21 protein-coding genes and 1 pseudogene are annotated in these 23,473 nt (G+C 57.4%); 15 read left to right on the top strand and 7 right to left on the bottom strand.

Going from position 1 to position 23,473, the window contains the following annotated elements; all coding sequences use genetic code 11:
• Positions 1-6: 6 nt before the first annotated feature.
• Both NQ842_RS18515 and pheP read left to right on the top strand, forming a co-directional pair.
• Positions 7-1,980, top strand: a complete 1,974-nt coding sequence (locus NQ842_RS18515) for a PhoX family phosphatase (RefSeq protein ID WP_257256185.1) — start codon at positions 7-9, stop codon at positions 1,978-1,980.
• A 102-nt stretch (positions 1,981-2,082) separates the two neighbouring features.
• Entirely contained in the window at positions 2,083-3,471 is a 1,389-nt protein-coding gene (pheP, locus tag NQ842_RS18510; RefSeq protein WP_257256184.1) for a phenylalanine transporter, read from the top strand.
• A 108-nt stretch (positions 3,472-3,579) separates the two neighbouring features.
• On the opposite strand, the gene NQ842_RS18505 is transcribed toward pheP, so the two are convergent.
• Positions 3,580-3,879, bottom strand: coding sequence for a helix-turn-helix domain-containing protein (locus NQ842_RS18505; protein WP_063411910.1), 300 nt, complete (start codon positions 3,877-3,879; stop codon positions 3,580-3,582).
• A 262-nt stretch (positions 3,880-4,141) separates the two neighbouring features.
• On the opposite strand from NQ842_RS18505, the gene NQ842_RS18500 reads away from it, so the two are divergent.
• The 4 genes from NQ842_RS18500 to NQ842_RS18485 all read left to right on the top strand — a co-directional run bounded on the left by NQ842_RS18500 (position 4,142) and on the right by NQ842_RS18485 (position 8,603).
• The gene (locus NQ842_RS18500) at positions 4,142-5,380 is read left to right on the top strand and encodes an MFS transporter (protein ID WP_257256183.1); all 1,239 of its coding nucleotides are present in this window, start codon (positions 4,142-4,144) and stop codon (positions 5,378-5,380) included.
• Positions 5,381-5,395: 15 nt separating this feature from the next.
• Entirely contained in the window at positions 5,396-6,421 is a 1,026-nt protein-coding gene (locus NQ842_RS18495) for a sugar phosphate isomerase/epimerase (protein ID WP_014830959.1), read from the top strand.
• Positions 6,414-7,556: a Gfo/Idh/MocA family protein gene (locus tag NQ842_RS18490; RefSeq protein WP_192544004.1), complete on the top strand. Its 1,143-nt coding sequence runs from the start codon at positions 6,414-6,416 to the stop codon at positions 7,554-7,556. The genes NQ842_RS18495 and NQ842_RS18490 overlap by 8 nt, the downstream gene beginning before the upstream one ends.
• A 75-nt stretch (positions 7,557-7,631) precedes the next feature.
• Positions 7,632-8,603, top strand: a complete 972-nt coding sequence (locus NQ842_RS18485; RefSeq protein ID WP_014830961.1) for a LacI family DNA-binding transcriptional regulator — start codon at positions 7,632-7,634, stop codon at positions 8,601-8,603.
• Here the strand turns inward: NQ842_RS18485 and NQ842_RS18480 are convergent, their stop codons facing one another.
• Entirely contained in the window at positions 8,604-9,848 is a 1,245-nt protein-coding gene (locus NQ842_RS18480) for a mechanosensitive ion channel family protein (protein WP_257256182.1), read from the bottom strand.
• 64 nt (positions 9,849-9,912) lie between these two features.
• A complete protein-coding gene (locus tag NQ842_RS18475) occupies positions 9,913-11,349 on the bottom strand; it encodes an MFS transporter (protein WP_257256181.1) in 1,437 nt (478 codons plus the stop codon).
• Positions 11,350-11,456: 107 nt separating this feature from the next.
• Between NQ842_RS18475 and NQ842_RS18470 the strand changes: the two genes are divergently transcribed.
• The 4 genes from NQ842_RS18470 (at position 11,457) to NQ842_RS18455 (ending at position 14,094) form a co-directional block, all read left to right on the top strand.
• Complete coding sequence (locus NQ842_RS18470) at positions 11,457-12,326, top strand: helix-turn-helix transcriptional regulator (RefSeq protein ID WP_047024297.1); 870 nt, start codon at positions 11,457-11,459, stop codon at positions 12,324-12,326.
• Positions 12,323-13,357 (top strand): DUF2157 domain-containing protein, encoded by a 1,035-nt coding sequence (locus NQ842_RS18465; protein WP_118283236.1) that lies wholly within the window; start codon positions 12,323-12,325, stop codon positions 13,355-13,357. Before NQ842_RS18470 ends, NQ842_RS18465 begins: the two co-directional genes overlap by 4 nt.
• Positions 13,358-13,496: 139 nt before the next feature.
• On the top strand, positions 13,497-13,826 hold the full coding sequence (locus NQ842_RS18460) for a type II toxin-antitoxin system RelE/ParE family toxin (protein WP_014830966.1): 330 nt from the start codon (positions 13,497-13,499) through the stop codon (positions 13,824-13,826).
• The gene (locus NQ842_RS18455; protein ID WP_013097683.1) at positions 13,807-14,094 is read left to right on the top strand and encodes a helix-turn-helix transcriptional regulator; all 288 of its coding nucleotides are present in this window, start codon (positions 13,807-13,809) and stop codon (positions 14,092-14,094) included. Before NQ842_RS18460 ends, NQ842_RS18455 begins: the two co-directional genes overlap by 20 nt.
• A gap of 36 nt (positions 14,095-14,130) precedes the next feature.
• Here NQ842_RS18455 and nfsB read toward each other — a convergent pair whose 3' ends face one another.
• The 3 genes from nfsB to NQ842_RS18440 form a co-directional block, all read right to left on the bottom strand.
• The gene (gene nfsB, locus NQ842_RS18450; protein WP_046889722.1) at positions 14,131-14,784 is read right to left on the bottom strand and encodes an oxygen-insensitive NAD(P)H nitroreductase; all 654 of its coding nucleotides are present in this window, start codon (positions 14,782-14,784) and stop codon (positions 14,131-14,133) included.
• 120 nt (positions 14,785-14,904) lie between these two features.
• Complete coding sequence (locus NQ842_RS18445) at positions 14,905-15,273, bottom strand: MmcQ/YjbR family DNA-binding protein (protein ID WP_014830969.1); 369 nt, start codon at positions 15,271-15,273, stop codon at positions 14,905-14,907.
• Complete coding sequence (locus NQ842_RS18440; RefSeq protein ID WP_014830970.1) at positions 15,263-15,853, bottom strand: TetR/AcrR family transcriptional regulator; 591 nt, start codon at positions 15,851-15,853, stop codon at positions 15,263-15,265. The genes NQ842_RS18445 and NQ842_RS18440 overlap by 11 nt, the downstream gene beginning before the upstream one ends.
• A gap of 190 nt (positions 15,854-16,043) precedes the next feature.
• On the opposite strand from NQ842_RS18440, the gene NQ842_RS18435 reads away from it, so the two are divergent.
• Both NQ842_RS18435 and NQ842_RS18430 read left to right on the top strand, forming a co-directional pair.
• The gene (locus tag NQ842_RS18435) at positions 16,044-17,147 is read left to right on the top strand and encodes an MBL fold metallo-hydrolase (RefSeq protein WP_047362519.1); all 1,104 of its coding nucleotides are present in this window, start codon (positions 16,044-16,046) and stop codon (positions 17,145-17,147) included.
• A gap of 32 nt (positions 17,148-17,179) precedes the next feature.
• The gene (locus NQ842_RS18430; protein WP_014830972.1) at positions 17,180-17,521 is read left to right on the top strand and encodes a RamA family antibiotic efflux transcriptional regulator; all 342 of its coding nucleotides are present in this window, start codon (positions 17,180-17,182) and stop codon (positions 17,519-17,521) included.
• A gap of 45 nt (positions 17,522-17,566) precedes the next feature.
• On the opposite strand, the gene NQ842_RS18425 is transcribed toward NQ842_RS18430, so the two are convergent.
• Positions 17,567-17,815, bottom strand: a complete 249-nt coding sequence (locus tag NQ842_RS18425) for a DUF1158 domain-containing protein (RefSeq protein WP_013097677.1) — start codon at positions 17,813-17,815, stop codon at positions 17,567-17,569.
• A gap of 489 nt (positions 17,816-18,304) precedes the next feature.
• Here NQ842_RS18425 and NQ842_RS18420 point away from each other — a divergent pair, with 489 nt between their 5' ends.
• The 3 genes and pseudogenes from NQ842_RS18420 to NQ842_RS18410 all read left to right on the top strand — a co-directional run bounded on the left by NQ842_RS18420 (position 18,305) and on the right by NQ842_RS18410 (position 23,473).
• Positions 18,305-21,013, top strand: a complete 2,709-nt coding sequence (locus NQ842_RS18420) for a cation-transporting P-type ATPase (RefSeq protein ID WP_257256180.1) — start codon at positions 18,305-18,307, stop codon at positions 21,011-21,013.
• A gap of 143 nt (positions 21,014-21,156) precedes the next feature.
• A pseudogene (locus tag NQ842_RS18415) lies at positions 21,157-22,311 on the top strand (IS481 family transposase).
• A 97-nt stretch (positions 22,312-22,408) separates the two neighbouring features.
• Positions 22,409-23,473 carry an efflux RND transporter periplasmic adaptor subunit gene (locus tag NQ842_RS18410; RefSeq protein ID WP_046889719.1) on the top strand — a complete coding sequence of 355 codons (1,065 nt, stop codon included), beginning with the start codon at positions 22,409-22,411 and terminating at the stop codon, positions 23,471-23,473.

Here is a 23,473-nt window from a genome sequence, read left to right as displayed (position 1 = left end):
GCCGCTATGGGCAGACCCCTCAAATCCGTATTTAAAAAAGAACATCGCGACGATATCACTAACCGCAGCGCTAACCCGGTATTCTCCGAGGTTGCGGAGGTATTCCTCTCTCGTCGCCGCTTTTTACAGATGGGCGCCGTAGCGGGCGCTGCCGTTTCATTCCCTTTTCTGATCAAACCCGAAAATGCCATTGCCGCGGTATCGAAGCCTTCCGCGCTGGCAAAAGCGGTTTCCCTGGGCTTTACCAGCATCGACGTCTCCAAGGAAGATACGGTCAGGGTGCCGGAAGGCTATATTGCCCGCCCGTTTTATCGCTGGGGCGACCCGACGGGGATTAAAGATAAGATGCCGGCTTTCAAACCGGATGCCAGCAACACCACCGACGAACAGGCCGTGCAGGCGGGCATGCACCACGACGGTATGGCGTGGTTTAGCCTGCCGCAGGGGGAACAAAACCCTGAGCATGGCCTGCTGGCGCTGAATCACGAATACATTGATAACGGGATGCTGTTTACCGACGGCACGGCGAACTGGAGTCTCGACAAGGCCCGTAAGGGGCAGAACGCGATGGGCGTGTCGGTGGTAGAAGTGAAAAAAACGGGCAGCGACTGGCAGGTGGTTCGCCCGTCTTCGTATGCCCGCCGTATTACCGTCAGTACGCCGATGCAGCTTACCGGCCCGGCGCGGCATCAGGATTTAATGAAAACCGCCGCCGACCCGCAGGGGGAACGCGTACTGGGCACCATGCAAAACTGCGCCAACGGCCATACGCCGTGGGGCACCTATCTCACCTGCGAGGAGAACTGGTCGGATATTTTTGTCAAAAAAGCCGACCTTAACCCGCTGGAAAAACGCTACGGCATCAGCGACAGCGATGAATCCTACCGCTGGAACGAGGTGGATGACCGGTTCAGCGTCGATAAAACCCCTAACGAACCCAACCGTTTCGGCTGGGTCGTGGAGATTGATCCCTACGATCCGACCTCCACGCCGCGCAAGCACACCGCCCTGGGCCGCTTCAAGCATGAAGGCGCCGCCGTCACGCTCGCCGCCGATAACCGCGTGGTGGTCTATATGGGGGACGATCAGAAGTTTGAGTACATCTATAAATTTGTCTCGGACAAAAAATACGATCCTGCAAACCGTGAAGCCAACATGCAGCTGCTCACCTCCGGCACGCTGTACGTCGCCCGGTTCAACGAGGAGGGAAGCGGCGACTGGCTGCCGCTGATCTTCGGGCAGAATGGTCTGGATAAAAGCAACGGTTTTGAGAACCAGGGCGATCTGCTGATCAAAACCCGCCTGGCGGCCGACGTGGTGGGGGCGACGAAAATGGATCGCCCTGAGTGGATAGCGGTCGATCCGTACGCCAGCGGCAGCGTCTACTGTACGCTCACCAACAACAGCGATCGCGGGAAAGAGGGCAAGGCGCCTGTTGATGCCGCTAACCCGCGCGCCAACAACGTGTTTGGTCATATTATGCACTGGCACGAAGAGGGAGCCGATCCTGCTTCTGCACGCTTTAAATGGGATATTCTGGTGATGGCCGGGCGTACCGACAGCGACGATCCGAAGGCCAAAGGCTCCATGCAGGGCGCGGCATTCGGCAGCCCCGATGGCCTGTCGTTCGATCACCAAGGCGTGCTGTGGATCCAGACCGATGTCTCTTCCAGCACCATTAATAAGAAAGCGTACGAAGGGATGGGCAATAACCAGATGGTGGCCACCATTCCGGGCACCAATGAGTATCGCCGTTTCCTGACCGGCCCACGCGGGTGTGAAATCACCGGGATTGCGTTTACGCCGGACAACCGCACGCTGTTTATTAACATTCAGCATCCGGGAGAGGGCGGGGATGATATTACCGACCCGGCCAATCCGCGTGCGGTTTCCAACTGGCCAGACGCGAACCCGAACGGACGTCCGCGTTCGTCAACGGTGGTGATCACCAAAGCGGACGGTGGGATCATCGGTTCGTGACGTTTATCCGCCGGGTGCACGCACTGGCCCGGCGTTAAACTTGCTACCACCAGCATGAAGTGTTAAAACGTGCCCCTTCTAAAAAAGAGACAGGGGTAGGACGTGAAAGACGCGTCATCCGCTTCAGGCAACGGTAGCACTGAAGCTTCGTCGGAACAGAACCCGACGCTGCAACGTGGTTTGCAAAATCGACATATTCAGTTAATTGCCCTTGGCGGCGCGATCGGTACCGGGCTGTTTCTCGGTATCGGCCCCGCCATTCAGATGGCTGGCCCGGCGGTGCTGCTGGGGTACGGTATCGCCGGGGTTATCGCCTTCCTGATCATGCGCCAGCTCGGCGAGATGGTCGTCGAAGAGCCGGTGTCAGGCTCGTTCGCTCACTTTGCCTATAAATACTGGGGCCCGTTCGCTGGCTTCCTCTCCGGCTGGAACTACTGGGTGATGTTTGTGCTGGTGGGAATGGCTGAGCTGACCGCCGCAGGCATCTATATGCAGTACTGGCTGCCCGAGGTGCCAACGTGGGTCTGGGCTGCGGCCTTCTTTATTATCATCAACGCCGTTAACCTCGTGAACGTGCGCCTGTATGGTGAAACCGAGTTCTGGTTCGCGCTGATCAAGGTGCTGGCGATTATCGGCATGATCGGCTTTGGCCTGTGGCTCCTGTTCTCCGGTCACGGCGGCGAGCGTGCCACTATCGACAACCTCTGGCAGCACGGCGGCTTCCTGGCGACGGGCTGGAAGGGGTTGATCCTGTCCCTGGCGGTGATTATGTTCTCGTTCGGCGGGCTGGAGCTGATTGGGATCACCGCGGCCGAAGCGCGCGATCCACATAAAAGCATTCCGAAAGCGGTTAACCAGGTGGTGTACCGTATTCTGCTGTTCTACATCGGCTCGCTGGTGGTGTTGCTGGCGCTCTATCCGTGGGTGGAAGTGAAGTCCGACAGCAGTCCTTTTGTGATGATTTTCCACGATCTGAACAGCAACGTGGTAGCCTCGGCGCTGAACTTCGTCATTCTGGTGGCGTCGCTGTCGGTCTATAACAGCGGGGTGTACTCCAACAGCCGCATGCTGTTTGGCCTTTCCGTACAAGGTAACGCCCCGAAATTCCTCACCCGCGTCAGCCGCCGCGGCGTACCGGTCAACTCTCTGCTGCTATCCGGGGCCATTACGTCGCTGGTGGTATTGATTAACTACCTGCTGCCGAAATCCGCCTTTGGTCTGCTGATGGCACTGGTTGTCGCCACGCTGCTGCTGAACTGGATCATGATCTGCCTGGCGCACCTGCGTTTTCGCGCCGCGATGCGCCGCAAAGGGCGTGAGACACAGTTTAAGGCGCTGTTCTATCCGGCAGGCAACTACATCTGTATCGCGTTCCTGGCGATGATCCTGGTGCTGATGTGCACCATCGACGACATGCGCCTGTCCGCGATGCTGCTGCCGGTGTGGGTGGTGTTCCTGTTTATCGCGTTTAAACTCTCACGCAAAAAGTAGCCCGTTTTTCTCCCTCTCCCTGTGGGAGAGGGCCGGGGTGAGGGCAACAGACCGCACCTGCCTTCACGCCCGGTGGCGCTGCGCTTACCGGGCCTACATGTTGCAATATTAAATCTCAAACGCTATCCGTTTCCCGTTTGGTAACGTCACATCGATGCTTAGCTCCCCTCCAAGCGCACTCACATAGCGTTTGAGCGTTGAAAGTCGGGGGTCGTTTCCCGGCTGTTCGATTTTCGCCACCGTGGGTTGTTTTACCCCCATTGCCGCAGCCAGTTCTGTCTGCGAAACATTGAGCTCTTCCCGCAGTTGGTTCAGCGCAACAATTCTGCGCATCACTTCAACTTTCGCCGCAATACGCTCCTGACTTTCCGCGCTCTGTTGTGCCATAAGTTCTTTTAGCGTTGCCATATGGCCTCCTTATTCGCCAGATGTCTGTGATACTCAACGTCAGCCAGCGCTATCATCTCTTTATCCTGTCGCTTCCTCGCCTTATTATCTTATAGCCTATTGGCTATAATTCCAATCAGAACACATCTGTTTATCAGGCAAGCCTCTTTATCGTGACACCCCTCCCAAATCTTCTACGATCCACAGGATCTTTATTTTGTAATCGATTACTTTTTTGTTTGAGTTGTTTTGTAATCGATTACTTTTGAGGGTGGGGCTTATCATGGTGTCAACAACTGAAAGTAGTGGAAAGGCGATAGCACCGCACCGGCTGCTGGTGCCGCGTCTGTCGCTGATGATGTTTCTGCAGTTTTTTATCTGGGGAAGCTGGTCGGTCACGCTGGGTCTGGTGATGACCCAGCACAACATGTCGTTGCTGATTGGCGATGCGTTCTCTGCCGGGCCCATCGCCTCTATTCTGTCGCCGTTTGTGCTCGGGATGCTGGTGGATCGCTTCTTCGCTTCGCAAAAGGTGATGGCGGTGATGCATCTCGCCGGGGCGGCGATCCTGTGGTTTGTGCCGGGCGCGCTGATTGCTGAAAACGGTGCGTTGCTGATTGGCCTGCTGTTCGGCTATACGCTCTGCTACATGCCGACGCTGGCGCTGACCAACAATATCGCCTTTCACAGCCTGGCGAACGTGGATAAAACCTTCCCGGTGGTGCGCGTGTTCGGCACCATCGGCTGGATTGTGGCGGGCATTTTCATCGGCGTTACCGGCGTGGCGGCAAGTGTCACCATCTTCCAGGTGGCGGCAGTCAGCTCCGTGCTGCTGGCTCTCTACAGCCTGACGCTGCCGCACACGCCTGCTCCCGCAAAAGGGCTGCCGGTGCAGGTGCGCGATCTCTTCTGCGCGGATGCCTTTGCGCTGCTGAAAACCCGCCATTTCTTCGTCTTTTCCGTTTGCGCGATGCTGATCTCCGTCCCGCTTGGCACCTACTACGCCTACACCGCCTCGTATCTGGCGGATGCGGGTATTGCGGATGTCAGCACCGCCATGTCGTTCGGGCAGATGTCTGAGATCTTCTTCATGTTGGTCATTCCGCTGCTGTTCCGCCGCCTGGGCGTGAAAATCATGCTGCTGATCGGCATGCTGGCGTGGTTTGTGCGTTATGCCCTGTTCGCGCTGGGCGTCAGCGAGGAGGGGCGCATCCTGCTCTATCTCGGCATTCTGCTGCACGGTGTCTGCTACGATTTCTTCTTTGTCGTCGGCTTTATCTATACCGACCGGGTAGCAGGCGAAAAGGTCAAAGGTCAGGCGCAGAGCATGATTGTGATGTTTACCTACGGTATCGGCATGCTGCTTGGCTCGCAGATTTCCGGCGCGCTCTATAACCGCCTGGTGGCCGGGCAGGCCGTTCCGCAGGCGTGGGTCACGTTCTGGTGGATCCCGGCGGTGGCTGCCGCGGCGATCGCGCTGATTTTCCTTCTCACGTTTAAGTATGAAGATGACAAGGCGTAATGTTCTGGAGGTGGTATGAGAACGATTAAGGGACCGGGTATTTTTCTGTCGCAGTTTATTGGTGTGAATGCACCGTTCAACACGCTTAAAGGGCTGGCGGGCTGGGCGGCAGCGATGGGCTATAAGGCGGTGCAGATCCCCTGTAACCATCCGGCTATTTTTGATGTGCAGAAAGCGTCTGAAAGCCAGACCTATTGTGATGACATCACCGGCACGCTGGCGGAGCACGGGCTGGTGATCAGCGAGCTGTCGACCCATCTGGAAGGGCAGCTTGTGGCGGTGAACCCGGTGTACAGTGACGCGTTTGACCACTTCGCCCCTGTAGCCGTACGCGGCAATGAGGCCGCCCGGCAGGCGTGGGCTACAGAAAAACTGAAACAGGCCGCCGTGGCCTCGGCGAGATTAGGCCTGAAGGCGCATGCCACCTTCTCCGGCTCGCTGGCATGGCCGTTTTTCTACCCGTGGCCGCCGCACAATGAGCCGCGTTTTCAGGCGGCGTTCCAGGAACTGGCCACCCGCTGGCGCCCGATTCTGGACGCCTTTGACGAGCAGGGCGTGAACGTCTGTTTTGAGCTGCATCCGGGGGAAGATCTGCACGATGGAGTGACCTTTGAGCGTTTTCTGGCGCTTGTTGATAACCACCCGCGCTGCAACATTCTCTACGACCCAAGCCATATGCTGCTCCAGCAGATGGACTACCTGACCTTTATCGACATCTACCATGCACGTATTAAAGCGTTTCACGTGAAGGATGCCGAGTTTCGTCCCAACGGGCGTAGCGGCGTGTACGGTGGCTACCAGCCGTGGCTCAACCGTGCCGGGCGGTTCCGTTCACTGGGTGACGGACAGATCGACTTCAAAGGCATCTTCAGCAAGCTGACCCAGTATGATTTTGACGGCTGGGCGGTACTGGAGTGGGAGTGCTGCCTTAAGGACGGCGATACCGGTGCCCGCGAAGGCAGCGAGTTTATTCGCCGTCACATCATTCCGGTCTCCGGGCGCGCATTTGATGATTTTGCCGCAGGAGGCAACGATGATTAACGTCGGCATTATCGGCAGCGGGTTTATTGGCCCGGCGCATATCGAGGCGCTTCGGCGTCTCGGGTTTGTGCAGGTGGTGGCGCTCTGCGACGGTACGTTTGCCAGGGCGCAGGAAAAAGCGCGTCAGCTTAACGTGCCGCACGCCTTCGACAGCGTGGAGGCGTTGCTTGCACATCCGGATTTACACGTGGTGCACAACTGCACGCCAAACCATCTGCACGCGGAGATTAACCGCCAGATCCTGCGCGCGGGTAAGCACGTATTCTCCGAAAAACCGCTGTGCATGACGCCGGACGAGGCGCGTGAGCTGGTGGCGCTGGCGGAGCAGGCGGGTGTGGTACACGGCGTCAGCTTTGTCTATCGCCAGTTTGCCATGGTGCGCCAGGCGGCAAGCATGATGAACGCGGGCAGCATCGGGCGGCTGTTCGCCTCGCACGGCAGCTATCTGCAGGACTGGATGCTGCTGGAAACGGACTACAACTGGCGGGTGGATGCGGCGCTCGGTGGCGCATCGCGCGCGGTGGCAGATATCGGCTCGCACTGGTGCGACACGGTGCAGTTTGTCACCGGGCGGCGCATCACCGAGGTGATGGCCGATTTATCCATCGTCTGGCCGACGCGCAAGGCAAATGTGGCAGGCAATCACACTTTCACTCACGATGAACACGCGCAGTATGAAGAAAAACCGGTCACCACCGAAGATTTTGGCTCAGTGCTGTTCCGCTTTGACGACGGCAGCAAAGGCTGTTTTAGCGTTTCGCAGGTGAGCGCCGGGCGCAAAAATCGCCTGACCTTTGAAATCAACGGCAGCGAGCGGTCGGTGGCATGGGATCAGGAGGTGCCGCAACAGCTGTGGATCGGCCATCGCGCGCAGGCCAGTCAGACGCTGAGCGATGACCCGACGCTGATGAACCGCGATGTGGCCGACAGCGCCCACTTCCCCGGCGGGCATATCGAAGGCTGGCCCGATGCGTTTAAAAACATGATGGCGCAGTTTTACCGTGCCGTGCAGGCTGGCGTGATGCCTGAGCGGCCCGAGTTTGCGACGTTCCACGACGGGGCGAATGTGATGTATATCATTGATGCCATTGTGAAAAGCCATCAGCAGCAGCGCTGGGTTCGTGTGCAAGCGTAACGCGTTGTCCGGTTCGCCGGGCAACGAATTTATGGTAGCCTGCATAAAACGTTAACCGCAGGAAGTGCCGTCGCTATGTCAATCCAGAAAATCGCTCAGCTTGCCGGGGTGTCCGTGGCAACGGTCTCGCGCGTGCTTAACAACAGCGATACCGTGAAGGCGAAAAACCGCGAGCGCGTCCTGCAGGCCATTAAAGAGAGCAACTACCAGCCCAATTTGCTGGCGCGTCAACTGCGTACCGCGCGCAGCTATATGATCCTGGTAATGGTCTCGAATATCGCCAACCCGTTCTGCGCGGAAGTGGTGAAGGGCATTGAAGAGGAAGCCGAGAAGAACGGCTACCGCATTCTGCTGTGTAACTCCGGATCGGATATCGAACGCTCCCGCTCGGGGTTAAGCCTGCTGTCGGGCAAAATCGTCGACGGCATTATCACCATGGATGCCTTCTCAAAACTGCCTGAACTCGCCGGGCTGATCGGCTCCGCGCCGTGGGTGCAGTGCGCTGAATACGCCGACGCCGGAACGGTTTCCTGCGTGGGCATCAATGATGTGGACGCGTCACAGCATGCCATCAGCCAGCTTGCCAACGGCGGACGCAAACGTATCGCGATGATCAATCACGATCTCAGCTACAAATATGCCCGCCTGCGCGAACGCGGTTATAAGAGCGTGATTCACCTGCGGGATCTGGATTATCAGGCGGTGGAGTACGCCCGCGATCTCAGCTCCAGCGCGGGCATGGCGGCGATGCAAAATCTGCTGAAGGACAACCCGCCGGACGCGGTATTTGCGGTGTCCGATACCCTTGCGGCAGGGGCGCTGCGGGCCATACAGCAGGCGGGGCTGCGCGTGCCGGAGGATATCGCGGTGGTGGGGTTTGACGGTACGGAGCTGGCAGAGATGATCTCGCTGACCACCATTGAACAGCCTTCGCGGGATATCGGGCGCAAGGCGGTCGATCTGCTGTTGAATAAGATCGACAACCCGGATGCGCCCACGGAAAGAATCATGCTGGACTGGCGCTTTATTTCCCGCGCCAGTACCTGATTATTGTGTAATAACGCCCGCCAGGGAGCGAATATCGTTCCCGGTGGGGGACTGATGAATACGCAGACCAAATTCATCCACCACGGCAAAAATATGGTCGAAGATGTCAGCCTGAATCTCTTCATATTCTGCCCAGACCACCGTGTTGGTGAAGGCATATATTTCAATCGGCAGACCATTTGCGTCAGGCGCCAGCTGGCGCACCATCAGCGTCATATCTTTGCGAATCCGCGGGTGGTTACGCAGATATTCATTCAGGTAGGCGCGAAAGGTGCCGATATTGGTCATCTTGCGCAGGTTTAATACCGATTCCCCTTCACCGTTTTGCTGATTCCACAGGTTAATCTCCTCATGACGTGCGGCCAGATAAGGCTTCAGCAGCTTCGCCTGAATCAGCTTCTGCTGCTCATGCTCGTCCAGGAAGTGAATGCTGGTGGTATCAATATTCAGGCTGCGCTTAATGCGTCGCCCGCCGGAGGCAGACATGCCGCTCCAGTTGATAAAGGCGTCGGAGACCAGCGCCCACGTCGGAATGGTGGTGATGGTGTTATCGAAGTTGCGAACTTTAACCGTGGTGAGACCAATGTCCGTCACCGTGCCGTTGGCGCCGTATTTCGGCATCTCCAGCCAGTCGCCGAGCTTCAGCATGTCGTTGGCGGAGAGCTGAATGCCCGCCACCAGTCCGAGTATCGGGTCTTTAAACACCAGTATTAATACCGCTGCCATGGCCCCCAGGCCGCTGATCAGAATGGCGGGTGACTGGCCGATCAGCAGGGAGATAATTAAGATCCCCACCAGAATAGCGCTCACCAGCTTGATACCCTGGAAGATCCCCTTCAGCGGCAACTGCGAGGCGGTCGCCATTTTCTGTGACAGATTAAAAATCACGTCCAGCAGCGAGAAGAAAGAGAGCAGGGCATACACCATCACCCACAGCTTCGCGCAGGTGGTGAGCATTTCCGCTGCTTCGCTACCTTTTTGCAGCCACAGTACCGCCTGAACGTTGACGATTATCCCCTGAAGGGTAAACGCCAGGCGGTGAAATAACTTGTTCTGCGTAATGATCTGCAACCATAAATGGCTGCTGGCCTGCGCGCGTTTCTCAAAAGCGCGGAGCACCACTTTGTGCAAAATAAAATGAACAATGATGGCGGTAAGAAAAATAATACCAAAGATAATCACTAACGAAGTGGTGTGATTAATTTCAATCCCTAACTCTTCAACCTGAGCAATTAATTCCTGCATAACGTCTCCTGTATTGATGCAGCCCCATAATGGCGGCTGCGGATCTATTATGCAAATTCGCGGCTTATTTGGTGGCGTGGCAGGTTTTCACCACCGGCAGGCACAGACGATGGCGCATACGTAACGTTGCCAGCCCTAGCACGATCATCATGCCGGTTTCCACGGCGAGGAAGACGTTAATCGCCTGGGTGTAATCGCCGTGGTGGTTTTGCAGCGCGTGCAGCAGGATCGCACCAAAAATCGCCGGGCCAAGCCCCAGGGCGGCCTGCTGCAGCGTACTTAAAATCGCGCTGGCCGCCCCGGCATCGTCAGGCTGAATGTCGCGCATCCCGATGCGGTAGAAGCTGTTGACGATCAGCGCCTGCCCATAGCCGACCAGCCCGGTTGCCGGTGCCAGGGTCAGCGCCGTGTTGTGCATGCCCCAGAGGCGGAACGTGGCAATCAGCGCCAGCAGGCCGATAATCTGGATGACCAGCCCGGTCAGCAGGATCGTACTGCTGCTGTAGCGGGCAATCAGACGCGGGGCAAACCATGCCGAAATAAAATAGGTCACCCCCAGGGCGATAAAACTGTTTCCTGACTGCCACGGCGCCATTCCGAGACCGGTTTGCATGGTCAGCGCCATACAGAACATAAACCCGGACCAGACGCTGAAAAAGAGCAGCGCAATCAGTACGCCAAAGCGGATGCTGCGAAGCTGCATCAGACGCGGCGGGATCAGCGGATGGGCATCCTCACGCTCCTTTTTACGGGCATTTAAGACCATCAGATACCCCAGCGGGATAATCGCCATCAGTGCGGCTTTCAGCGGCCAGGACCAGTGCCACTGGGGGCCGAGGGCCATCGGGAACAGCAGGCAGCAGAGAATGGCTGCCAGCAGAACGGTGCCCGCCCAGTCAATGCGCGACGGCGTTTCGCGACGGGTTTCCGGCACATAGCGACGGCTCAACGCCAGGACCACCAGACAGACAGGCACGTTGATAAAGAAGGCGTTACGCCAGCCCAGCCCGGCGATATCCGCCGACACCAGCCAGCCGCCGCCCATCTGCCCGACGATAAACGCAATGCCGCCGATACCGCCAAACAGGCTGATCGCTTTGGCGTGAGCCGTACCTTTGAGCGTCACGTGCAGGGTGGCGAGAATTTGCGGCACGATCAGCGCCGCGCCTGCGCCCTGAATGATGCGCGCGGCAAGCAGCTGCTCAATGGTTCCCGCCATTCCGCACAGTAGCGACGCCAGGCCAAAACTTGCCACGCCCCACATAAACAGACGACGGCGCCCGAGGTTATCCCCGAGCTTGCTGCCAAGGGCAAGGCAGACGGCGAAGGCCACGCCGTAGAGCGCGACAATCAGCTCCAGTTCGGTGGCGGTGGCATGCAAGGAGTGGGTGATAGCGTCCAGCGCCACGTTGGTGATCGAGGTATCAATCAGCGGCAGCATCTGGCCGGTTAACAGCAATATCAGGCCTGCGCGACCCGGTGAAACAACTGACGTATTCATGGTAACTCCATTGCGTCATTCAACAGATGGTCGTAGCATCAACGATCTGATAAACGGGTACCAGTTCTTGCTTATACTGGTACTGGCACTACCATGCAGGGGGAGTTATGGCGCTGATGTCTGAACCTGTTGTCTCACTCAAGGACGACACGCGAAAACAGCTGGGGGCATTTTTACGCGCCCGGCGTGAGAGCCTTGATCCACAGCGTCTTGGATTGCCGCGCAGCGGCCGCCGCCGCACGCCGGGGCTGCGCCGTGAAGAGGTGGCTTTGCTGGCTGACGTGGGCGTGACCTGGTACACGTGGCTGGAGCAGGGCAGAGATGTTAATCCCTCCAGCACCGTGATGGCGGCAGTGGCAAAAGCGCTGCAATGTACCCCGACCGAGACGCGCCATCTTTTTGTGCTGGCCGGATTGCCACCGGGCGAAGCGCCACAGGCGACGGGCTGCGAGGGGATCAGCGAGGGCACGCGTCGCCTGCTTGATACCCTCATGCCGAAACCCGCCAGCATCCAGAAACCCAACTTCGATATCGTGGCGTGGAACGACAGTTTCGGGCACTTAATGGGCGTCGATTTCAATGCGATCCCGCCGGAAGATCGCAACTGTATTTATCTTTTCCTCACCCATCCCGCATGGCGTGCGCGGCTTGGCAAGCGTGACGACGTCCTGCCGATCTTTGTCTCCTATTTCCGCGCGGCGATGGCCGAACACCGGGGCGATCCGCTGTGGGAAGCGAAACTGGCGCGTTTCTTTGCCGTGTCTGAGGAATTTAAAACCCTGTGGCATCAGCGCAACGAGGTACGCGGCGTGGAGAACCAGCTCAAGCTGTTTACCCATCCTGAGCTGGGCGAGTTTACCCTGCAGCAGATGTACTGGTACTCTGCGCCGCGTAATGGATCGCGGCTGCTGGTCTATCTGCCGGTGGATGACGCGGGGGAGAGGGCGATGGAATGGCTGGCGGAGCAGGCAAAATGAAGGTAACCCGAAAACAGGAGCGGCTTTTGCGCCGCGCGCTCAACGAGTGGCAGCAGGAAGGCACATTAAGCGCTGACGAGCATCAGCGTCTGGCGGGCACCTTGACACGCGTCACCATGGACTGGCAGCGGCTCAGCCGCTATGCCTTCTGGACGGCGCTGGCCTGCGTGATCATCGCTATCGGCAGCCTGTTCTCCGACAGTGAACTGATGGTGCGCATTATTGAATTCTTCTCTTTCTCCTCCTTCGCCCGCATCGGGCTGCCTGCGCTGGTTGCCGTGCTGTTTTATCTGTGGGGCTTCAGCCGACAGCGGCGGGAAACCCAGTGGCACTACAGCACTGAAGCCATGCTTTTCCTCGGCGTGTTGTTTACGGCTATCGCGCTCTGGCAACTCGGGGAGCGGCTGGATAACGGCAGCGGCCATATCGCACCGCTGTTCCTGGCGGGATGTGCGGTTTACGGGCTGGTGGGCTTCTTTGGTCGCTCCGGCCTGGTGTGGCTGTTTTTCCTGCTCTCACTCGGTAACTGGTTTGGCGCGGAGACGGGCTATATGTCGGGCTGGGGCGCCTACTGGCTGGGAATGAACTACCCGGTACGCTTTATCTTCTTCGGCGGTGCGCTGCTGGCACTGTGCTGGCTGCTGCGCAGAAGGCTGCAGGCGCGCCATCTCTACACGACCAGCAAAGCGATGGGGCTCACGTATCTGTTTGTCGCCCTGTGGATCATGTCGATTTTCGGCAACTACGATATCGATAACTGGTACGGCGTTACGCAGGCTTCGCTGCTGCCGTGGGCGCTGCTGTTCGCCGTGGCGGCGGTGCTCTGCATTTACATCGGCCTTAAAACCGACGACGGCATGCTGCGCGGTTTTGGCCTGACCTTCCTCGCCATTAACCTCTACACCCGCTATTTCGAATACTTCTGGGACGGCATGAACAAAGTGGTGTTCTTCCTGCTCCTCGCGGCGTCGCTGGCGGTGATTGGGCGCTATGCAGAACGAATCTGGCACGCCGGGAACCCGGCCAGGTAAGTTTTTTGCGAGAAGAATTCAGGGAATCGACGTGGACTCGGTTGATCCTGGCACAAACGTGTAAGGTAAATCACGAAAGGCGAAATTAGCCTTTAATGCAAATTGCTTTATATGTTAATATTGTCAGGGATGAATAACCATGTTCAGACTTATCGTTCATCATGCGGTTCGGGAGGAGATCCTCGCATTGCCTGCGGTGGTACAGGCGAAGTTGATTCGCCAGCTAGATAAATTGCGTACTCATCCAACGGCATTGAGGGAGCCTGATAGCAAGCCGTTGCCACATGGCTTGTTTGAAATAAGAACAGTTGGGCTGCTCCATAGTCGGGGAATTTATGTCTACCAACGGGAGAAGACCATTTTTCTGTTGCGGGTCTTTATTAAGAAGACGCAAAAAACCCCCTCCGCTGAAATCCGTCTGGCACTGAAGAGACAACAGGAGATGTTAGATGAGCAAGAAGATTATTAACTGGGATGAGTTAAGAGCAGAGTTATTAAGTGATTCAGAGGTACAAGCCTCTTTTGATGCGGAAGAGCGTAAAGCGCGTCTGCGTGACATGCTGGCGCAATGGCGAAACCAGGCCGGACTGACGCGTGCGCAGGTGGCAGAGAGGATGGGGGTTAGCGCGCCAACGGTTTCCCGAATGGAAGCAAATATCACACGTGCCAGTCTGGATACCTTAACGCGTTATGCGCTGGTGTGTGGGGTAAAGCATCCGCAGATCACGCTTTATTGATAGCTGGCACGCCGGGATCCAGCGTGCCAGTACTGATTAGCACTCAGTCACAATCGTGCTCAGCGGCAGGCGAGATTTTGGCAGCGTGGCGTTGAAATCTTCCACACTGTGATGCCCAACCGGCACCACCACCAGGCTGGTGAAACCTTTCTCTTTCAGGCCGAACTCGTCGTCGAGGATTGCGGCGTCGAAGCCTTCAATCGGTACCGCATCCAGGCCCAGCGCAGCCACGCCCAGCAGGAAGTTACCCACGTTCAGATAAACTTGTTTCGCCATCCACTGGTCGTCATCTTTCAGATCCACACGGTGCATGTCAGCAAAGTAGGTACGACCTTTATGGTTGGCCGCTTTGGCTTCAGGCGTGTTGAAACGGCCATCGGCCTCTTCCTGATCCACGACGCGTTCCAGCCAGGCATCGTCCATCGCGGTTTTTGCGCAGAACACCACCACGTGAGAAGCGTCCAGCATTTTGCGCTCGTTGAAGACGTAAGTGCCTGCGGCAGATTTCGCCACGCGAGCTTTACCTTCCTCTGTGCTGGCGACAATAAAGTGCCATGGCTGGGAGTTGGTGCTGGATGGGCTGTATTGCAGCAGGGTTTTGATTTTTTCCGCTTCTTCAGCGGTCAGTTTTTTAGCGGGGTCGAACGCCTTGGTGGAGTGGCGTTTCAGGGCGACAGAAATAATATCCATAACAACTCCTGGTAATGAAATTCGCCCGCATGCGGGCGCGAAAGGAAAGCAGATTACAGCGAGACGCGGAAAAAGATAAGTGCGATTCGAGCGCTTATTCTGTTCGTCTCAGACGAACAATCAAACCGGCCTGATCCACTTCTGGTCTTTTTTCGGCAGCTTATCCACCACCAGATTCCAGGAATCGTTGATGAGATCGGTCACCAGCTCTGGCGTGACGTCGTCGGTACCGTAGAGGGAAATCCAGTGTTTTTTGTTCAGATGATAGCCCGGTTCAACCCCGCGATAAATTTGCTGGTTTAACAGCGATTTTTCCGGGTCTGATTTCAGGCTGACGTGGGGCCGTCCATGTACGGTGGCCATCAGCATAAAAATTTTTCCGCCCACCTTAAACACATCGTATTCGGGCCCAAACGGCCAGCAATGTTCGGTGAAAGGCAGCTCCAGCGCCACGCGTTTGGCGTGCTCCTGCAGGGATTTACTGTCCATCGCTCTCTTCCTGGGCAAGCCCGCGCCACATAACCTCAAACCCGAGCGCTTTGAAATCAACGGCGCGGGAAGGATCGCGGGTGGCAAATTCCATTGTGGATTCGGCAAGCGATAAGAAAAGCGCATCGCCAAAGGTTTTAAATTCATCAGACATAAACACCTGGCGTATCGAACGGCGGCAGAGCTCATGGAGTTCCGGAAACATCTCCTTCACCGCCTGTTCCGTTTCGACGCTCAGCTTTTCACTCACGCCGATCTGACGGATAGCCGCATGCGCAACAGGGTTACGAATACCCCAGTCCACATAGCTGTTCCAGATATTGCGGGTATGTTCTTTTGGCAGCGTAATGGTGCGATCGAGGTTCGCCAGCATGGTCTGGCAGAGATCCTGCTTCAGATGCAGATAGAGGGCATTCAGCAGATCGTCTTTGGTAGCAAAGTAGCGGAACAGGGTGCCTTCGGCGACGCCCGCCTTACGGGCAATTAAGGCCGTTGAGGCGGCAATACCTGACTGCGCAAATGCCGCGGTTGCGGCGTCCAGTAAGGCCTGTTTTTTATCTTCACTCTTCGGACGTGCCACTAAATTTATCCTCCTGTCACTTGTAAAAACCCTGATTGAAACACGTGCTTTGACCCGCTGCAACGCGGAATGTCAAAGATCGAAAACGTCTTGACGACTTTATCATCATATCTATAATGAGTGCTTACTCACTCATAATCAAGTTTACCCCGCGCAAACCATCGGATGAGGCGCGTTTTCGGGTCAGGATATGAAAAAACCTCTCTTCATCTGCGTGGTGTTAATCATGATTATTGCTTCAGCTGCGAGTTTTCCGTCTGTTCTGAACGCCGGTTTTGGCCAGCCACCGCAGGGTGCGCAGCTTACGGAAGTAGAGGCCTCGCCACAGTATCGCGACGGGAAGTTCCACAATACGTTGCCTACGCCGGGCTATAACGGCGACAAAAATATGCTGGTGGCGATGTGGGAGTTTCTGACCCAGAAGACCGAAAACGCCCGTCCTGCACAGCCGCTGCCGCTGGTGAAAACCGATCTCGCGAGCCTGCCGCTGGAGCAGGAGACGCTGGTGTGGCTCGGTCACTCCTCCTGGTATATGCAGCTGGCGGGTAAACGTATTCTGATCGACCCCGTTCTCGGGAATTACGCGGCGCCGTTTTCATTCCTCAATAAAGCCTTCGCCGGGGAGTATCCCTGGCAGGCGAGCAGCATGCCGGAGATCGACCTGCTGATCATCTCGCACGATCACTACGATCACCTGGATCACGCCACCATCACGGCGCTGCTACCGAAGGTGAAACGCGTGGTTACCCCACTTGGCGTGGGATCGCACCTGCGTTACTGGGGAATGAAGCCGGAGATTATTGAAGAGCGCGACTGGAACCAGTCGGTACGTATCAGCGAGGCGCTGACGGTACATGTCCTGCCGGCGCGTCATTTTTCCGGACGCGGCATAAAGCGCAATCAAACGCTGTGGGGCAGTTTTATGTTCGTTACGCCCGGGCAGAAGATTTACTACAGCGGCGATTCGGGTTACGGGCCGCATTTTAAGGCTATCGGTGAGCAGTTTGGCGTGGTGGACCTGGCCATTATGGAAAACGGTCAGTATGACCAGGACTGGAAGTATATCCACATGCTGCCGGAAGAGACGGCGCAGGCCTCAGTGGATCTGAACGCGAAAGCCGTGGTGCCTGGGCATAACGGACGTTTCGTGCTGGCGAAACACACCTGGAACGATCCGCTGATCCAACTGGCAAAAGCCAGCAAGGACAAAAATTATCGGCTGCTGACACCCGCGCTGGGCGAGCCTGTCCGGGTGAGTGACACCACACAAACATTTCGTGAGTGGTGGGAATAATGATCAATCAAGAAGCTGAAGGGGAGAGCAGTATGACCATTTCCGCTCAAGTTATCGACACCATCGTCGAGTGGATCGACGATAACCTGCACCAGCCATTACGTATTGAAGAGATTGCCCGTCACGCGGGTTACTCGAAATGGCATCTGCAGCGGTTGTTTATGCAATACAAAGGGGAGAGTCTGGGGCGCTACATACGTGAACGCAAGCTGCTGCTGGCAGCACGGGACCTGCGCGAATCAGACGCGCGGGTGTATGACATTTGCCTGCGTTACGGGTTTGACTCGCAGCAGACGTTTACCCGCATCTTCACCCGCACGTTCAACCAGCCACCTGGGGCGTATCGCAAAGAGAACCACAGTCGGGCGCATTAAGCCGTTTTGCCCGGTGGCTTCGCCTGCCGGGCCTCCATCACCTGCTTACGACGCCAGTGAAAACCAGCGGCGCCAGACGAAACGCAGCACGAAGAATTCGATCGCCCCAAGCAGTAAAAACCACACGCAGAACAGAATAGTGTAGAGCTGGTTCAGATCCACCATGTGGAAGGTTTGGACCAGCTTCTGCGCCAGTACCAGCCCCAGCGAGGGTGCCGGTAACAGCAGGCACGAAAGCAGGGCCAGCAATAAAATGCCGCCCGCCGTGAGCAGCGATTCTAACGGGTGTTTCATCGTAATGTTAATCGTCAGTTAAAAATGTCATTGTCGGGCATCGCGAAACGTAAAGCAATATAAACCCGACAATACACATTCACCAAAATAATCGCCGCTGATCATCTTCTTATTCTCAGAATAAAAACAATCCCCCACGCGCGATTAAATGAATATCGCGTTATGTCAATTAATGTCTGCGTTATGAAAATAATTTTACAAACGTATAGGTGCTATATCCAATTAACGTTGCAATAACAATGGCAGCGATAATATATAACGCCAGGCGGCGTCCGCGATAAATACCAAACATGGATCCTCCTCGTTTAGAGTTGGTTTAGAAATATTTTGTAAAAATTGGTTCATCGAAATAGTTTCAAGCAGTTTTGAATAACCGAGACGTCATTATATTGCGGTAGATCAATTTTACCCGCAAGACTTTAAAATGAATTTATTTACGCCCGAAAGGAATTCAGGCTTCTGTTCACCGGATATTAAAGGAAAAATACGATGACCGAAAAAAAATTGTCCCCAAATGTGCCGCCTTCCGGCGGGCTGGCATACCAGCAGACCGTAGAGCAGGTGCTTGCGCACGCGCAGAGCCAGGCCAGTGGTCTGGACCGTGCAGAGGCACAGGCGCGTTTGCAAAAACAGGGCCCGAATGCGCTGCCGGAGAAAAAAGGTAAACCCGCTTGGCTGCGTTTTTTAGCCCATTTTAACGATGTCCTGATTTATGTCCTGCTGGCCGCGGCCGTATTAACGGCAATAATGGGCCACTGGGTCGATACGCTGGTTATTTTGGGCGTGGCGGTGATCAATGCGTTAATTGGTCATATTCAGGAAAGCAACGCGGAAAAATCGTTGAAGAGTATTCGTAATATGCTCTCCAGCGAGGCGCGCGTTATTCGCAATGGCAACCATGAAACAATACCCACAACTGAAATAGTTCCGGGCGATATTATTGTTTTACGTGCGGGGGATCGTATTCCCGCAGATATGCGCTTAATCGAAGCTCATAATTTACGCGTGGAAGAGGCGATTCTCACCGGCGAATCCACGGTGGTAGATAAACACACCAACCCGCTGAGCGGTGAACTGCCGCTGGGCGATCGCACTAACCTGGTCTTCTCAGGCACCACCGTGAGTGCGGGTGGGGGGATTGGCGTGGTGATTGCCACCGGGCAGGAGACCGAGCTTGGCCACATCAACCAGATGATGGACGGGATTGAAAAACACCGCACGCCGCTGCTGGTACAGATGGACATGCTGGGCAAGGCTATCTTCGCCATTATTCTGGCGATGATGGCGGCGCTGTTTATCTTCAGCCTGGTGTTCCGCGAGATCCCAATGGGCGAGCTGCTGCTCTCGCTGATTAGCCTGGCGGTGGCGTCCGTACCGGAAGGTCTGCCGGCGATTATCTCCATTATCCTCTCTCTGGGTGTGCAGGCGATGGCGCGCAAGCGGGCGATTATCCGCAAGTTGCCAACGGTTGAAACTCTGGGGGCGATGACCGTGGTCTGCTCGGATAAAACCGGTACCCTGACCATGAACGAAATGACGGTGAAGGCCATCATCACCGCTGACGCCTGCTACCGCGTGGACGGCAACAGCTACGAGCCGGTGGGTAACATCTACCTGGAAGGCAGCGACGAGCCGATGCAGATCCAGCCGGACACCGTGCTGGAGCAGTACCTGCGCACCATCGACCTGTGCAACGACAGCCAGCTGATTCAGGACGAGCGCGGCTTGTGGGGCATCACCGGTGGGCCGACCGAAGGCGCGCTGAAGGTGCTGGCGGCGAAAGCCCACCTCGCGCCGGTGATGACCACGCTGATTAACAAAATCCCGTTCGACTCGCAGTACAAGTACATGAGCACCCACTACCAGATTGGCAGTGAGGAGCAGATCCTGATCACCGGCGCGCCGGATGTGATTTTCGCCCTCTGCGCACAGCAGCAGACCCGCAACGGTGCGCAGGCGTTTGACCGCGCGTACTGGGAAAGCGAGATGGAGCGCTATGCGCGCCAGGGGCTGCGTATGGTGGCCGCGGCGTTCAAACCGGCAAACGGTGAGCAGGCGCTGACGCATGACGATCTCAGCCACGGTCTGATCTTCCTCGGTATCGCCGGGATGATGGATCCACCGCGCCCGGAAGCCATTGACGCCATTAACGCCTGCCAGCAGGCAGGGATCCGCGTGAAGATGATCACTGGCGATCACCCGCAGACGGCGATGAGCATTGGTCAGATGCTGGGGATCACCAACAGCGAGCAGGCGGTGACCGGCTACCAGCTGGAGAAGATGGACGACGCCGAGCTGGCGGACGCGGCGGTGAAGTATGACATCTTCGCCCGTACCAGCCCGGAGCATAAGCTTCGTCTGGTGAAAGCCCTGCAGGATAAAGGTGAAATTGTCGGCATGACCGGTGACGGCGTGAACGATGCCCCGGCGCTGCGTCAGGCGGACGTGGGTATTGCGATGGGCATCAAAGGCACGGAAGTGACCAAAGAGGCGGCGGACATGGTCCTGACGGACGATAACTTCGCCACCATTGCCAGCGCGGTAAAAGAGGGGCGTCGCGTTTACGACAACCTGAAGAAAACCATTCTGTTCATCATGCCAACTAACCTGGCGCAGGGGCTGCTGATTGTGATTGCGCTGCTGGCGGGGAATATCATTCCGCTGACGCCGGTACTGATTCTGTGGATGAACATGGCGACCTCCGCCACGCTCTCCTTCGGCCTGGCGTTTGAAGCCGCCGAGCGCAACATCATGCGCCGTCCGCCGCGTCAGACCGGGCAGCATGTGATGGACGCGTATGCCGTGTGGCGCGTGGCCTTTGTGGGCACCATGATTGCCATCGCCGCTTTTGCGCTGGAAGCCTTGCTGGCCCCGCGCGGTCACAGCGCGGAGTTCATTCGCACCGTGCTGCTGCAGATGCTGGTCTGCGCCCAGTGGGTGTACATGATTAACTGCCGCAACACCGAAGGGTTCTCCCTGAACCGCGGCCTGCTGGCAAACAAAGGGATCTGGCTGGTGACCGGTGTGCTGTTCCTGCTCCAGGTGGCGATTATCTATCTGCCGTTTATGCAGATGCTGTTCGGCACCGAAGCACTGCCGCTGCGCTACTGGTTCGTGACGCTGGCGGTGGCAATCGGGATGTTCTTTATCGTCGAAATCGAGAAGCGACTCACCCGCAGGTTCCGTAAGGCCGCATAACCTTTTGCCCTCACCCTAACCCTCTCCCACAGGGAGAGGGGACCCTGACCTCCCTCTCCCTGTGGGTGTACGGTCCGGGGACATAGTGAACACTTGTTCGGGGACATGGTAGACACTTACAACTAAGGCATAAGAACCCGTTTATGGAGTCGCTTATGCCCTGGGATGCGAGAGATACCATGTCATTACGTACCGAGTTTGTTTTGTTCGCCTCGCAGGACGGGGCGAACATCCGTTCCCTCTGCCGTCGCTTCGGCATTTCACCTGCCACCGGCTACAAGTGGCTTCGTCGCTGGATGGAGGAAGGTTCCTCCGGCCTTCAGGACCGCCCGCGCATACCGCACCATTCCCCGAACCGCTCATCTGACGACATCACTGCCCTGCTGCGTATGGCCCATGACCGCCATGAACGCTGGGGCGCACGCAAGATAAAGCGCTGGCTGGAAGACCAGGGGCACCGTATGCCCGCCTTCAGCACCGTTCATAACCTGATGGCCCGTCACGGCCTGCTGCCGGGCACTTCACCGGGCATTCCCGCCACGGGACGGTTCGAACATGACGCGCCGAACCGGCTCTGGCAGATGGATTTTAAGGGCCACTTTCCCTTTGGCGGTGGCCGCTGCCATCCGCTCACCCTGCTGGATGACCACTCCCGTTTTTCCCTGTGCCTGGCGCACTGTAGCGATGAACGGCGTGAGACCGTGCAGCAACAACTGGTCAGCGTGTTTGAACGCTAGGGCCTGCCGGACAGGATGACGATGGACAACGGCGCCCCGTGGGGAGACACCACCGGCACCTGGACGGCGCTCGAGCTGTGGCTGATGCGCCATGGTATCCGGGTGGGACACTCCCGGCCGTATCATCCGCAGACGCAGGGCAAGCTGGAGCGTTTTCACCGCAGCCTGAAGACGGAGGTGCTGCAGGGTAAATGGTTCGCGAGTGAGGGCGAACTGCAGCGCGCCTTCGACCACTGGCGGACGGTCTATAACCTTGAACGCCCGCATGAGGCGCTGGATATGGCGGTACCGGGCTCGCGGTATCAGCCGTCATCGCGACGGTACAGCGGCAACACAACGCCCCCGGAATACGACGAGGGCGTGATGGTCAGGAAAGTGGATATCAGCGGAAAGCTGAGCGTGAAAGGGGTAAGTCTGAGCGCAGGCAAGGCGTTCAGGGGAGAACGGGTCGGGCTGAAGGAGATGCAGGAAGACGGCCGCTACGAGGTGTGGTGGTACAGCACAAAAGTGGGGGTGATCGACCTGAAGAAAAAGTCGATCACCATGGGTAAAGGATGTTAAAAAGTGTTCACCATGTCCCCGAACACCTGTCTACCATGTCCCCGGACCGTACAGTGGGAGAGGGCCGGGGTGAGGGCAGCAACCCTGAGGTACTCCCATGAAATTCCCACTCCTGTTCGCGCTCCTCGCCTGCACCCTGCAACCCGCATTCGCTGCCGCCATTCCCGTTCGCGTCGCCGCCGTGGAGCAAACTGCCCACGCCGCTGAGCGCCAGATCCCGGGCCGCATCGAAGCGATTCACACCGTTGAGCTGCGCGCCCGCACGGAAGGCGTGATTACCAAAATCCACTTCCGCGACGGGCAGTACGTGAAAAAGGGAGACGTGCTGTTTGAGCTCGACGACGCCGAGCCGCGCGCCGCCCTGCGCCTGGCACAGGCCGAGGTGAGAAGCGCCGAAGCCACGCTGCGTCAGGCGCAGCAGCAGCTCTCGCGCTTTGAAAGCCTGGGTAGCAGTAACGCCATCAGCCGTCACGAGGTGGATAACGCCCGCATGCAGCGGGACGTCGCCAGCGCCGCGCTGGAGCAGGCGAAAGCCCGTCTCGACACCCGCAGCGTCACCCTGAACTATACCCGCATCGCCTCGCCGATTGACGGTCGCGTGGGGCACAGCCAGTTCCACGTCGGCAGTCTGGTCAACCCTGCCAGCGGCGTGCTGGTGGAAGTCGTGCAGCTCGATCCCATCCGCATCGCCTTTGCGCTGGAAGAGGGGGCGTTTGCCACCAAAGCCGGACAGCATGCGGATATCAGCGCCATGAAGCAGGCCTGGCAGGCGTTAATTGACAGCAACGGCCAGCGCATCCCAGGTGAACTGACGTCCGTGGATAACCGCATCGACCCGCGTACCGCCAGCGTGATGCTGCGCGCCGAGTTTGCCAACCCGCGCCATCAGCTCCTGCCCGGCGGCAACGTGAACGTGACCCTGCGCCCGGCAACCGAGCAGCCCGTGCTGACCCTTCCCGCCGCGGCGGTCCAGCAGAACGGCGACGGCTTTTTTGCCTGGGTGGTTAACGCCGACGGCAAAGCCGAAATGCGCCCGCTGACGATCGCCGGACAGATCGGCCAGCAGTTCCAGATTACCTCCGGCGTGAAGCCCGGTGAGCGAGCGATCACTGACGGCGCGCAGCGCGTGCAGCCAGGCGCTGCCGTTCAGATACTGAATTAA

This window comes from Enterobacter cloacae complex sp. R_G8 (assembly GCF_024599795.1).
In the GTDB taxonomy this organism is placed as follows: Bacteria; Pseudomonadota; Gammaproteobacteria; order Enterobacterales; family Enterobacteriaceae; genus Enterobacter; species Enterobacter dissolvens.
This window is presented reverse-complemented; position numbering and strand designations above follow the sequence as displayed.